Raw genomic sequence first — 12,907 nt, forward strand, 5'->3', positions numbered from 1 at the left:
GTGTCGCATGCCAGAACCCTTGAAAGTCGAGGAAATGTCCGAAGAATTCTACCGCATCAAGCGCTTGCCCCCCTATGTCATCGCCGAAGTGAACGCGATGCGGGCGGCCGCGCGGGCGGGTGGAGAGGACATTATCGATCTCGGGATGGGCAACCCGGACCTGCCGCCGCCCGACCATGTGATCGAGAAGCTGTGTGAGGTCGCACGCAAGCCCGATGCGCATGGCTATTCGCAGTCCAAGGGCATTCCGGGCCTGCGCCGCGCCCAGGCCAATTATTATGGTCGCCGCTTCGGCGTCGAGCTCGATCCCGAGACCGAAGTGGTGGTGACGATGGGCTCGAAGGAGGGCCTGGCCAGCCTCGCTACCGCGATTACCGCGCCGGGCGACGTGGTGCTGGCGCCGAACCCGAGCTATCCGATCCACACCTTCGGCTTCATCATCGCCGGCGCGACGATCCGCGCGGTGCCGACCACGCCCGACGACGCCTATTTCGAGAGCCTCGAGCGCGCGATGAACTTCACCGTGCCGCGTCCCTCCATCCTCGTCGTCAACTATCCGTCGAATCCGACCGCGGAGACGGTGGACCTCGCCTTTTACGAGCGCCTCGTCGCCTGGGCGCGCGAGAACAAGGTGTGGATTCTCTCCGACCTCGCCTATTCGGAGCTGTATTTCGATGGCAAGCCGACCCCGTCGATCCTGCAGGTCAAGGGCGCCAAGGACGTCGCGGTCGAGTTCACCTCGCTGAGCAAGACCTATTCGATGGCGGGCTGGCGGATCGGCTTCGCGGTGGGCAACAAGCAGCTGATCGCGGCGATGTCGCGGGTGAAGTCGTATCTCGATTACGGCGCCTTCACGCCGATCCAGGCCGCGGCCTGCGCCGCACTCAACGGTCCGCAGGACATCGTCGAGAAGAACCGCCTGCTCTACCACAAGCGCCGCGACGTGATGGTCGAGAGCTTCGCGCGTGCCGGCTGGGAAATCCCCTCCCCCCGCGCATCGATGTTCGCCTGGGCCCCGCTGCCGCCGGCACTCGCGCATCTCGGCAGCCTGGAGTTTTCCAAGCAGCTGCTCACCCATGCCAAGGTCGCGGTGGCGCCGGGCGTCGGGTACGGCGAGAATGGCGAAGGCTTCGTCCGCATCGCGATGGTGGAGAACGAACAGCGCCTCCGCCAGGCCGCGCGCAATGTGAAGAAGTATCTCCAGTCGATGGGGGTCAACACGCCAGCCGCGAACGCGGGGTGATGGCGGCGGCCAAATGGCCGTCTCAGCAAAATGCCCTGGTGAGGCCCTGCGGCTGCAAAAGCGGGGCCCCGCGCACCACAACCGTCATCCCGGCGAAAGCCGGGATCCATTGAGGCCTCCCGCTAGGCTCCATCCCCGGCGTTCTGGCAAATGGATCCCGGCTTCCGCCGGGATGACAATCCTGTTCAAAGACAGCACGCCCGCATGCGCACCCCGCACTTGCGGACCTTGCCCCGCTCGGGGCAAAGCCCGCGACCATGTCACGACCCGGCTTCCCCTTCTCCACCCGCTTCCGCGTCCGCTATTCCGAGATCGACGGGCAGAAGATCGTCTTCAACTCGCGCTATCTCGAATATGCCGATGTCGGGCTCACCGAGTTCTGGCGCTGGGCCGATTTCGCCGCGCTCGGGCCGGAATGGATGGAGGCGGAGTTCAACGTCGTCCGCGCGCAGGTGGAATATAAGCGGCCGTTCCGCTTCGACGACCTGGTGGAGGTGTTCGTCCGTGTCGAACGGCTGGGCAACACCAGCATGACGATGCGCGCCGACCTCTGCCATGCGGAAACCGGCGAACTCCATGCCGAGGTGGAATTGGTAAGCGTCCACCTGGACCTCGACACGCGCCGCCCCAAGCCCATCCCGGACTCGGTCCGCGCCGCACTGGAAGCAATCGGCGGCTAGACCACCACGTCGGCGAAGGCGCCGCCCTGGGCCCGGCCCAGCTTGCGCTTCATTTCTTCCTCGATCTCCCGCCGGATCGCCGCCTGCTTTTCGGGGGCGAGCTGGTCGAACTGCTCCTGCGTCAGATTGTAGCGCTTGAGCACGGCTTCCTTGGTGCGCTCGGCCGGGCTCTTGCGGGCTTCGCGGAGAAAGGCTTCGGCGGTCTCGTCGACAGGGCCGCTCGTGCTGCCATGGGTCGCGGCGGCTCGCGCCACGCCTCCCACGCCGTTGATCCCCACCGTCGAAATGCCGAACGTCATGCGCAAATTTCCCTGATGCACACGCCATTATAGAAGCATTTACGCTTCAGTGGCGGAGCGGCCCCAACGTTACTCGGCCGCACGCGCCGCTTCGGCATCCTCGGGCAGCGCCCAGAGCAGGTCGCCCTTGCCCAGCACCCGGCCATCCTGCGCCTGCACCGTCACCGGCGCGATCGGCTTCCCGTCGCGCGCATCCACCAGGATCGGCGAGGCGGGCACGCCCGTCTCCCAGCGCTCGCCCCATTGGCGCAACGCCACCATCGTCGGCAGCAACGCATGCCCCTTGTCGGTCAGCCGATATTCCACCTTGCGGCGATCGTCGGCGCACGGGACCCGCGCGAGGATGCCATGCTCGACCAGCCGCGCCAGCCGGTTGGCGAGGATGTTGCGGGCGATGCCCAGCTCGCTCTGGAATTCCTCGAAATGGCGCAGACCGTTGAACGCGCCGCGCAGGATCAGGAACGACCAGCGTTCGCCCATCGCCTCCAGCGCGGCCGGCAGGCTGCATTCCCGCGCCATGGCCCGCAGCGTCTCTCGAACGGCTCCACCCATGCGGGCACCCTATCGTAAAAAAGGGGGGTGGGAAACCGGCCCGGCGCGGCACTTCGGCCACAGCGGTGCCGTCAAGCCGCGAATGCACCTTCAAATCGGTTGCAAAAAGCGGGCCAGTGACGCCATCTAGCAGGCGTGCTGCGTCAGTATGAACTTGTAGACCGGGTCCTCTCCTACGACCCCGAAGCCGATGAGGCATTGCTCAACCGGGCCTATGTCTTCTCGGTCAATGCCCATGGAACCCAGAAACGGGCCTCGGGCGACCCCTATTTCAGCCACCCGATCGAGGTGGCCGGCATCCTGACCGACCTGCATCTCGACGACGAGACGATCGCCACCGCGATCCTCCACGACACGATCGAGGACACGGTCGCGACGCCGGAGGAGATCCAGCGGCTGTTCGGCCCCAACGTCGCCCGCATGGTCGACGGCGTCACCAAGCTCTCCAAGATCGAGGCGCAGACAGAAAGCGAGCGCGCGGCGGAAAACCTCCGCAAGTTCCTGCTCGCGATGTCCGACGACATCCGCGTGCTGCTGGTGAAGCTCGCCGATCGTCTCCACAACATGCGCACGCTCCACTTCATCAAGAAGGAGGAGAAGCGCCGCCGCATCGCCCGCGAGACGATGGACATCTATGCCCCGCTCGCCGAGCGGATCGGCATGTACGAGTTCATGAAGGAGATGCAGACGCTCGCCTTCCGCCAGCTCGAACCCGAAGCCTATGAATCGATCACCCGGCGGCTGGACAGCTTCCGCGTCGAGGGCGAGGACCGGGTGCTCAAGATCGCCTCCGGCCTCAAGCTGCTGCTCGGCCGCGGCGGCATCAATGCCGAGATCACGGGGCGCGAGAAGCACCCCTATTCGATCTGGAAGAAGATGTCCGAGCGCCATGTCAGCCTCGAGCAGCTGTCCGACATCATGGCCTTCCGCGCGATCGTCGATACCGAGGAGGAGTGTTATCGCGCGCTGGGCGTGATCCACCGCCGCTGGCCGATGGTGCCGGGGCGGTTCAAGGATTACATCTCGACGCCGAAGCGCAACGGCTATCGCTCGCTCCACACCACGATCATGCACGCCGGCGACACCCGCGTCGAAGTGCAGATCCGCACCCGCGACATGCACGCCCAGGCCGAATTCGGCCTCGCCGCGCACTGGGCATACAAGCAGAGCGCGGTCCGCCCCGACACCCAGGTCAGCTGGATCCGCGACCTGATCGAGATCCTCGAACATGCCGAGAGCCCGGAAGAGCTGCTCGAGCACACGCGCATGGCGATGTACCAGGATCGCATCTTCGCCTTCACCCCCAAGGGCGAGCTGATCCAGCTGCCCAAGGGCGCGACGCCGATCGACTTCGCCTATGCGGTGCACACCGATCTCGGCGACCAGGCGGTCGGCGCCAAGGTCAACGGCAAGGTGGTGCCGCTGCGCACCGAGATCGAGCAGGGCGACCAGGTGCAGATCCTGCGCTCCAAGGCGCAGGAGCCGCAGCCCAACTGGCTCAACTTCGCGATCACCGGCAAGGCGCGCGCGGCGATCCGCCGGCACCTGCGCCACAAGGAGCGCGACGAGACGATCCGGCTGGGCCGCAAGCTCTACGAGGACATCGTCGCGCGGCTGCCCGCCCCCCCTGGCGAAGGCGCGCTGGGCGAGGCGCTCAAGCGGCTCAAGCTCCCCGATGCGGAATCGCTGATGGAGGCGATCGCCCGCCGCAGCCTTACCGACCGGCAGGTGATGGAAGCGGTGATGCCCGGCTCGGCCAGCGGCGAGGACGATCAGCTGCCGCCGCAGCATCACGCCATCGACATCAAGGGCCTCACCCCCGGCGTCGCCTTCACCTATGCCGAGGATTGCTGTCCGGTGCCGGGCGATCGAATCCTGGGCGTGCGCAAGCCCGACCAGCCGATCGTCGTCCACCGCATCGATTGCCCCAGCCTCGCCGATGTCGAGGAAGCCGACTGGGTCGACCTCACCTGGGGCGACAAGGCCGATGGCGGCGTCGCCGAGATCGCGGTGACGCTGAAGAACGAGCCCGGCGCGCTGGGCACGGTCGCGACGCTGATCGGCCAGCACAAGGCCAATATCCTGGGGCTGCGGCTGGATAATCGCGACACGACCTTTCACACCAACACGATCGACCTGGAAGTGCGCAACGCCGCACACCTGATGAAGCTGCTCGCGGCCCTGCGCGCGGCGGATGCGGTGAGTTCGGCCGAACGGGTGTGACGGACTGCCGTTTCCTCCCCCGCCAGGGGGAGGTGGCGCCGAAGGCGACGGAGGGGGAGGAAGCACGCAGGCTTGAGAGGTCCTGGCATCCTCCCCCTCCGACCCGCTGACGCGGGCCACCTCCCCCTGGCGGGGGAGGAAACGCTGTGGACCTTGCCCAAATTCGCGGTACGCTGCCTCCAACCAAATACATCAGTTGGGGAAAAGCCTTGGATCGTCGTACCTTCCTCGCCTCATCGAGCACCGCCGCGCTGGCCGCTTTGCTCCCCGCCGCTGCCCGCGCCGCCATGGCCGGCACCCGCGATGCCGAGATCAACGCCGTCTACAACCAGATCGTCGCCGAACGCATCCAGCGCTCCCCCGAGTTCGCCACCTCGCTCGGCTTCGACAAGGGCCCGAATGCCGCGCTCAAGCACAAGCTGAGCGACGGCAGCGCCGCGGCCAAGGTGCGCAACCTTGCCGATACCAAGGCCGCGATCGCGAAAATCGAGGCATTCGATCCCGCCAGCCTGTCCGAAGGCGCGCGGCTCGACCGCGAAGTGGTGCTCTACTCGCTGCGCAGCGCCACTGTCTCGCAGGACAAGTTCCAGATCGATTCGGTCGGCCGCCCCTTCCCGATCACCCAGCAGGGCGGCGCCTATTTCTCGACGCCCGATTTCCTCAACTCCAGCCACACGATCGTCACCCAGGACGATGCCGAGGCCTATCTCGATCGCCTCGACGCGTTCGCCGGCGCGCTCGACCAGGATACCGCCGACCAGAAGGAAGCCGCCGGGCGCGGCCTCGTCGCGCCGGGCTTCTGCCTCGAGCTCACCCTTGCCCAGATGGCCAAGCTGCGGCAGCCCGATCCGGCGGCGAACACGCTCACCCAGTCGGTGGTCCGCCGCGCCGCCGCCAAGCAGCTCCAGGGCGACTGGCAGGGCCGCGCCGCGAAGATCGTCGGCGAGAAGGTCTATCCCGCGCTCGATCGCCAGTACGCGCTGATCAAGGACCTCCACGCCAAGGGCCGCCCGTCGGCCGGCCTGTGGGACGTACCACGCGGCCAGGAAATCTACGCCGCGGCGCTGGAGCAATGGACCACCACCAGCTTCACCCCCGATCAGGTCCACAAGATGGGCCTAGAGCAGGTGGCGGAGATCAGCGCCAAGCTCGATACGCTGCTGAAGGCACAGGGCATGACCCAGGGCAGCGTCGGCGCACGGCTGACCGCGCTCAACGAGCGCCCCGACCAGCTCTACCCCGATACCGCGGAGGGGCGCGCTGCGCTGATCGCCGGGCTCAACGCCGGCATCCAGAATGTCGCGACGCTGCTGCCCAAGGCGTTCCTCAACCCCAACAAGGCGCCGCTGGAGATCCGCGCCGTGCCGGTGGAGATCCAGGACGGCGCCTCGAACGGCTATTACACCCGCGCTGCACTCGATGGATCGCGGCCGGCCATCTACTGGATCAACCTGAAGAGCGTGAACGACTGGCCGAAATATTCGCTGCCCGCGCTCACCTTCCACGAAGGCCTGCCCGGGCACCATCTTCAGATCAGCACCGCGCAGGCGGCGGAAGGGCCGCTGATCCGCAAGTTCGGCTTCTTCAGCGCCTACACCGAAGGCTGGGCGCTCTATGCCGAGCAGTTGGCGGACGAGCTCGGCGCCTATCACGGGCCGCTGGAGCGCGCGGGCTATCTCCAGTCCTTCCTGTTCCGCGCGGTGCGGCTGGTGGTCGATACCGGAATCCACACCCAGAAATGGACCCGCGACCAGGCGACCGACTATATCGTCCAGAACACCGGCTTCGCCCGGCCGCGCTCGCAGCGCGAGGTGGAGCGCTATTGCACGATGCCGGGCCAGGCCTGCGCGTACAAGCTCGGCCACATCGCCTGGACCCGCGCCCGCGCCAACGCGCAGAAGATCGCCGGCAACAAGTTCGATCTCCAGCAGTTCCATGAGGTTATCCGGTTGGGCGCGATGCCGCTCACCATGTTCGAACGACTGGTCGAGGAACGCGCCAAGGCGATGGCCTGAGCTTCGCAAGATCCTCCCCCGAGGGAGCGCTATCGCCTTTGGCCCTAGTCCCCCTCACCCCTCCCACCGCCTGCGGCGGCGGGCCCCTTCCCTCTCCCACAGGGGGAGAGGGAGTTTCGAGCCCCGCGCCCTCTCCCCCCCGTGGGAGAGGGAGGGAGCGCCGAAGGCGCGGAAGGGTGAGGGGGACTTCAGCACAGACGCGATAGCCCTACCTTCCAGGGCCAGGACCTTCCCGCCCGCGCCTCAGCCCGAGTATGGTTGCGGCGACCGGAACCGGCCGCCACAAGGGCGGTTGCCCTTCCCGTGTCCGTGAGCCCGCCATGTTCAAACTCCCCCGCACCGCCACCGCGCCCTTCTGTCCCTCCGAGGTCCGCGGCAGCGTGAGCGTGCCCGCGGGGCTTTCGCCGCTGGCCAAGCTGCTGCGCTATATGGGTCCGGGGCTGCTGGTTTCGGTTGGCTATATCGACCCGGGCAACTGGGCGACCGACATCGAGGCGGGCTCGCGCTACGGCTATGGCCTGCTGTTCGTCATCCTTGCCTCCAGCGCGGCGGCGATGGTGCTGCAATCGCTGTGCGCGCGGTTGGGCATCGCCACCGGGCGCGACCTCGCCCGGCTGGTCCGCGACCGCTATTCGCCGGGGGTCGCCAGGTTCCTCTGGGTGTTCGCCGAACTCGCAATCATCGCCACCGACATCGCCGAAGTGCTGGGCAGCGCGCTCGCCTTCCAGCTGCTGCTCGGCATCCCGCTATGGATCGGGGTGCTGATCACCGCGCTCGACGTGGTGATCGTGCTCAGCCTCAAGGGCCAGGGCTTCCGGCAGATGGAGGCGATCATGCTCGGGCTGGTCGGCACGGTGGCGGCATGCTTCGTGGTGCAGCTGTTCCTCTCGCCCCCGGACGGCACGGCGGTGCTGGCGGGGATGATCCCGGACCCCACTCGGCTCGCCAATCCGCACGCGCTGTACCTAGCGATCGGCATCCTGGGCGCGACGGTGATGCCGCACAATCTCTATTTGCACAGCTCGATCGTGCAGACCCGCGTCTCGGGACCCGACGAACCGGCGAAACGCGAGGCGGTGCGCTATGCCCAGTTCGACATCATCGCCGCGCTGCTTGCCGCCACCTTCGTCAACGCCGCGATCCTGATCGTCGCCGCCTCTGCCTTCAACGCCAACGGCAATACCGGCGTGCGCGAGATCGAGGATGCCTATCGCCTGCTCACCCCCGCCACCGGTGCCGCGATCGCCGCGCCCTTGTTCGGCATCGCCCTGCTCGCCTCGGGCCAGAGCGCGACCTTCACCGGCACCATCGCCGGGCAGGTGATCCTGGAGGGTTTCCTCGATCTCAAGATCCCCTGCTGGGTCCGCCGCCTGATCACGCGGGGGCTGGCGCTGGTCCCGGCGCTGGCCGGCGTGCTGCTGCTCGGCGACGGCGCGGTGGGGCGGCTGCTGGTGCTGACCCAGGTGGTGCTCTCCGCCGGGCTGCCTTTCGCGATGGCGCCGCTGCTGCTGCTCACCGCCGACCGCAAGCTGATGGGCCGCTTCGCTAGCCCGATCTGGCTGCAGGCGATCGGCTGGCTGCTCTTCGCCGGCATCACCGGCGCCAATGTGTGGCTCGTTACGAGCCTGTTCGCCTGATGCGCGCCCGCTCGACGGGCCGTTCCGGCAGCGCTACAGAGCGCGCGTGATGAAACGTCCCCAGCTTTCCGTCGTCGTCCCCTGCTACAACGAAGAAGCATGTCTCGACATGCTCCACGGCCGCGTCAGCGCCGCCGCGCGCGCCGCGGTGGGCGAGTCGTACGAGATCGTCTTCGTCAACGACGGGTCGCGCGACCGCAGCTGGGAGGTGATGCAGCGCCTGTCCGCCGCGGACCCGCACCTCGTCGCGATCAACCTGTCGCGCAACCACGGCCACCAGCTTGCGCTCACCGCGGGCCTCGACCTCTGCGCCGGCGAGCAGATCCTGATCATCGACGCCGATCTGCAGGACCCACCCGAGCTGCTGACCGAGATGCGCGAAACCATGGCCGCCCAGGGCGCCGACGTGGTCTATGCCGTCCGCCGCAAGCGCGAGGGCGAGAGCCTGTTCAAGAAGGCGACGGCGGCGATCTTCTACCGCATGCTGGATCGCATCACCGACACGCCGATCCCGCTCGACACCGGCGACTTCCGCCTGATGAGCCGCCGCGCGCTCGATGCGCTGCTGTCGCTGCCCGAGCAGGCGCGCTTCATCCGCGGCATGGTGGCGTGGATCGGCTTCCGCCAGGTGCCCTTCGTCTACGACCGGCACGAGCGCCATGCCGGCGAGACCAAATATCCGCTGGGCAAGATGATCCGCTTCGCGCTCGACGCGATTACCGGCTTCTCGACGGCACCCTTGCGCTTCGCCAGCCATGTCGGGCTGCTGCTGACCGGCGCTTCGGTGCTGCTGATCCTCTACATCCTCATCGCCTGGGCGATGGGCCATGCGATCCAGGGCTGGACCTCGACGATGCTGGTCGTGGTGATTCTCGGCGCGGTGCAGATGTTCGTGCTGGGGATGATCGGGGAGTATCTCGGCCGGCTCTATGTCGAATCGAAGCGGCGGCCTTTGTACCTGATCGCCGATGTCGCAGGGCCGGTGCAGGGCCATGCCTCGCTCGGCTATCGCCACCAGGATTCGGGCGCGATCAGCGTGTCACCGCAGGCGCGGCATAACGACGCGGCGGAGTAACTGCGGCAACCACCCTCACCCTCCCATCGCTGCGCGATGGGCCACTCCCTCTCCCAAAGGGAGAGGGGTTAAAGTCCCTCTCCCTTTGGGAGAGGGAGGGAGCCGCGAAGCGGCGGAAGGGTGAGGGTGGCCCACCCATCCTTGATGGCCCTCAGCCCTTCGGCTCGGCGATCACGATGATCGACAGTCCCGGCGGCATCGGCAGGCGGCCGAGCAGATGCCGCTCCAGCCCGAAGATCGTCTCGAACGCCTTGTTGAGCACGGCGGGCGGCGGCGAATCGTCGCTGTCGTCCTTGCCCATCAGCTTGCCGGCGAAGCGCGCCGCCACCGCCACCGGGAACAGCAGCGAGTTGAACCAGCGCAGCTTGCGCCATTTCAGCCCGGCCTTTTCCAGCGCGGCGAGCAGCGTGCCCTTGGAATAGCGGCGCTTGTGGTGGTTCACCACGTCGTGCGCGCTCCACATCCACTGATGCGCGGGCACGGTGATCAGGATCTTGCCGCCGGGCTTGAGCACCCGCGCCATCGCCTTCAGGGCGCCAACATCGTCCTCGATATGCTCGACCACGTCGAGCACCGCGACCAGATCATAGCTGCCGGGCGCGACGCCGGTCAGGTCCGGCAGCGGCGAGGCGCCGACCGGCTTGCCCAGCCGCGCGCTGGCAATTTCGCGCGCCGCCGGATCGATCTCGATCGCGTCGACCTCGCCGAACGCGCCCAGCATCGGCAGGTTGTGGCCGGTGCCGCAACCGATCTCGAGGATCCTGGCGTCCTTGGGCACCGCGCCGTAGCGCGCCAGATAATCGGCGAGGATGTCGCGGCGGGCGCGATACCACCAGTGCGTGGAATCATGCGCCGCCATGCGGTCGTAAACGATACGGTCCATTCAGCCGAAAACCCACAAGCGATTGAGTGCGAAGGTCGCGAAGGGCGTGACGAGCACCGCCGGCACCAGCGGCCACCAGGTGGGCCCATGGACCCAGGGACCGGTCAGCAGCCAGGTGAAGCCGGCATTGAGCAGCATGCCCGTCGCCTGCACGACGAAGAATTTCACCTTCAGCGCCGCATTCTCTTCGGCGCCGTGCCCCTGGAAGCTCCAGCGGCTGTGCATGAAATAGCCGAACACCACCGCGACGAGGAAGCCCGCCACGGAAGCGACCACCGGGTTGATGACATAGGTGGCGAGCGGCCAGTAGACGGCGGCATAGACCACTGTCGAAAGCCCGCCGACGATCACGAAGCGGATCAACTGGCCCAGCACCCCGCTGGCCCGCAATGCCTCAACGCGTTGCAATACTGCCGTCATCTCGCTTGCCCTCCGACCGGCGCTCGCCCTAATGCGCTGCAGCATCCGAGGAAAGCGATTTTGACGCCCAACATCCAGCGGCTTTTCCGCCTTCGAGACGAATTCGACCGCCACTGGCTGCTCTGGACGCTGGTCGCCTGGGCCTGCGTGACGGTTTGGTTCATCACCCAGCGCCAGGGCAACATCTATTGGCTGACCCTCGGCGACACCGACGACAACATGCGGCTGATGCAGGTCCGCGCGCTGCTGGCGGGCCAGGGCTGGTACGATCTGCGCCAGTACCGGATGGATCCGGCGCTGGGCGGATTCGACATCCACTGGTCGCGGATCGTCGACCTGCCGATTGCGGGACTGATCCTGCTGCTCGAGCCCTTTGTCGGCATGGCGACGGCGGAGAAATGGGCGTGCGGGCTCGCGCCGCTGCTGCCGTTGTCGATCACGATGACGGGGCTCGCGCTGACCGTGCGCCGGCTGGTCTCGAATTTCGCCTGGCCGATCGCGCTGATCCTGCTGGTGAGCGTCTGCACCACGACGCTGCCGATGTACGCGCCGCTGCGGATCGACCATCATGGCTGGCAGCTTGCCGCGCTGGCGATGACCGTCACAGGCATCGCCGATCCCCGCGGCGCGCGCGGCGGTGCGGTTGTCGGTCTGGCGAGCGCCTTCTCGCTGTCGATCGGGCTGGAACTGCTGCCCTTCTGCGCGATGGCGGGCGCGATCCTCGCGCTGCGATGGGTATGGGACGCCGCCGAGCGGTCCCGGCTGATGGTCTATGGCCTTACCCTGGGCGGCGGCTCGGCGATCGGCTTCGCGGCCTTTGCCTCCTACGCCAACCAGGCGATGCGCTGCGATGCGCTGACGCCGGTGTGGCTGAGCGTGCTGGTCGCCGCGGGCGCGCTGCTGGTGGCGCTGACGCTGGCCAACCCCGCGTCGCGCTGGGTGCGGCTGGCGCTGGCGGTGATCGCCGGCGGGCTGATCGTCGCGGGCTTCGTCCATTTCTTCCCGCAATGCCTGGGCCGCCCCGAGCAGGTCTCGGACGAGCTCTACAAGACCTGGCTGTCGAACGTCCGCGAGGCACGGCCGATCTATCGCCACCCGGCGGACGTCGCCGTTCCTGTCGCGATCGTCGCGGGGCTGGGCCTGCTGGGCGCGCTGCTCGCGGTGTGGACCGCACGGCGTGGCCCCAAGCTGGTCGGCTGGGTCGCCGTCGCGCTGTTCACCGCCTTCGCTGCGGCGATGCTGCTCTGGCAGATGCGCGCGGCGCCGGGCGCGCAGCTGCTCGCGGTGCCCGGCATCACGGCGCTGATCTGGATCCTGGTGCCGCTACTCGTCCGGCGCGGGCCGCTCTGGGTGCGGATCGGCGTGGCGGTGCTCGCCTTTGTCGGCGTCGGCGTGATCGCCAGCGGGGTGAAGATGCCCTGGGCGAACAAGGCCGCGTCTAAGCCCGGCAGCGACAAGGTGCGCCAGGCGAACATCGCCTGTACCCGCACCTCGCAGCTGCGCACGCTGGACGCGATCCCCGCGACGACCATGTTCACCCAGGTCGATCTCGGGCCGCGGCTGATCGTGGTGACGCACCACAATGCCGTCGCCGGGCCCTATCACCGCAACGGCCAGGCGATCCTCGACGTCCACCACGCCTTTACCGGCACCGCCGACGGCTTCCGCCCGATCGCGGCGCGCCACAAAGCGGCGTACCTGCTGCTCTGCCCCAACATGGCCGAGACGACCGTGTACCGCTCGCACAACCCCGTCGGCTTCTACGCCCAGCTCGCCAAGGGCCAGGTGCCGGACTGGCTGGAGCCCGTGCAGCTCCCCGACGGCTCGCCCTACAAGCTGTGGAAGATCCGCTACCAGGGGCAGTGACCCCGCGCCCGGAT

The 12,907-nt window shown here is 67.6% G+C and carries 11 protein-coding genes; 7 read left to right on the plus strand and 4 right to left on the minus strand.

Going from position 1 to position 12,907, the window contains the following annotated elements; genetic code table 11:
* The first annotated feature begins 34 nt into the window (after window positions 1-34).
* Both ABIC65_RS21130 and ABIC65_RS21135 read left to right on the plus strand, forming a co-directional pair.
* On the plus strand, window positions 35-1,243 hold the full coding sequence (locus tag ABIC65_RS21130; protein ID WP_354311508.1) for an LL-diaminopimelate aminotransferase: 1,209 nt from the start codon (window positions 35-37) through the stop codon (window positions 1,241-1,243).
* A 257-nt stretch (window positions 1,244-1,500) separates the two neighbouring features.
* Complete coding sequence (locus ABIC65_RS21135) at window positions 1,501-1,923, plus strand: acyl-CoA thioesterase (RefSeq protein ID WP_354311407.1); 423 nt, start codon at window positions 1,501-1,503, stop codon at window positions 1,921-1,923.
* Here ABIC65_RS21135 and ABIC65_RS21140 read toward each other — a convergent pair.
* Both ABIC65_RS21140 and ABIC65_RS21145 read right to left on the minus strand, forming a co-directional pair.
* A complete protein-coding gene (locus ABIC65_RS21140; RefSeq protein ID WP_354311408.1) occupies window positions 1,920-2,222 on the minus strand; it encodes a hypothetical protein in 303 nt (100 codons plus the stop codon). The genes ABIC65_RS21135 and ABIC65_RS21140 overlap by 4 nt on opposite strands.
* Window positions 2,223-2,291: 69 nt before the next feature.
* Window positions 2,292-2,774, minus strand: a complete 483-nt coding sequence (locus ABIC65_RS21145) for a winged helix-turn-helix transcriptional regulator (RefSeq protein ID WP_354311410.1) — start codon at window positions 2,772-2,774, stop codon at window positions 2,292-2,294.
* A 135-nt stretch (window positions 2,775-2,909) separates the two neighbouring features.
* Between ABIC65_RS21145 and ABIC65_RS21150 the strand changes: the two genes are divergently transcribed.
* The 4 genes from ABIC65_RS21150 (at window position 2,910) to ABIC65_RS21165 (ending at window position 9,724) form a co-directional block, all read left to right on the plus strand.
* The gene (locus ABIC65_RS21150) at window positions 2,910-4,997 is read left to right on the plus strand and encodes a RelA/SpoT family protein (protein WP_354311412.1); all 2,088 of its coding nucleotides are present in this window, start codon (window positions 2,910-2,912) and stop codon (window positions 4,995-4,997) included.
* 209 nt (window positions 4,998-5,206) lie between these two features.
* Window positions 5,207-7,012, plus strand: a complete 1,806-nt coding sequence (locus ABIC65_RS21155) for a DUF885 domain-containing protein (protein ID WP_354311414.1) — start codon at window positions 5,207-5,209, stop codon at window positions 7,010-7,012.
* Between the two features lie 320 nt (window positions 7,013-7,332).
* Window positions 7,333-8,649, plus strand: coding sequence for an Nramp family divalent metal transporter (locus ABIC65_RS21160; protein ID WP_354311415.1), 1,317 nt, complete (start codon window positions 7,333-7,335; stop codon window positions 8,647-8,649).
* A 49-nt stretch (window positions 8,650-8,698) separates the two neighbouring features.
* The gene (locus ABIC65_RS21165) at window positions 8,699-9,724 is read left to right on the plus strand and encodes a glycosyltransferase family 2 protein (protein WP_354311417.1); all 1,026 of its coding nucleotides are present in this window, start codon (window positions 8,699-8,701) and stop codon (window positions 9,722-9,724) included.
* A gap of 151 nt (window positions 9,725-9,875) precedes the next feature.
* Here ABIC65_RS21165 and ABIC65_RS21170 read toward each other — a convergent pair whose 3' ends face one another.
* A complete protein-coding gene (locus ABIC65_RS21170; RefSeq protein ID WP_354311419.1) occupies window positions 9,876-10,607 on the minus strand; it encodes a class I SAM-dependent methyltransferase in 732 nt (243 codons plus the stop codon).
* Window positions 10,608-11,027, minus strand: a complete 420-nt coding sequence (locus ABIC65_RS21175; protein WP_354311421.1) for a GtrA family protein — start codon at window positions 11,025-11,027, stop codon at window positions 10,608-10,610.
* A 60-nt stretch (window positions 11,028-11,087) separates the two neighbouring features.
* Here ABIC65_RS21175 and ABIC65_RS21180 point away from each other — a divergent pair, with 60 nt between their 5' ends.
* Entirely contained in the window at window positions 11,088-12,893 is a 1,806-nt protein-coding gene (locus ABIC65_RS21180; protein WP_354311422.1) for an AcrB/AcrD/AcrF family protein, read from the plus strand.
* The last annotated feature ends 14 nt before the right edge of the window (window positions 12,894-12,907 follow it).

The sequence above is a fragment of the Sphingomonas trueperi genome, assembly GCF_040545665.1.
Taxonomy (GTDB): domain Bacteria; phylum Pseudomonadota; class Alphaproteobacteria; order Sphingomonadales; family Sphingomonadaceae; genus Sphingomonas; species Sphingomonas trueperi_B.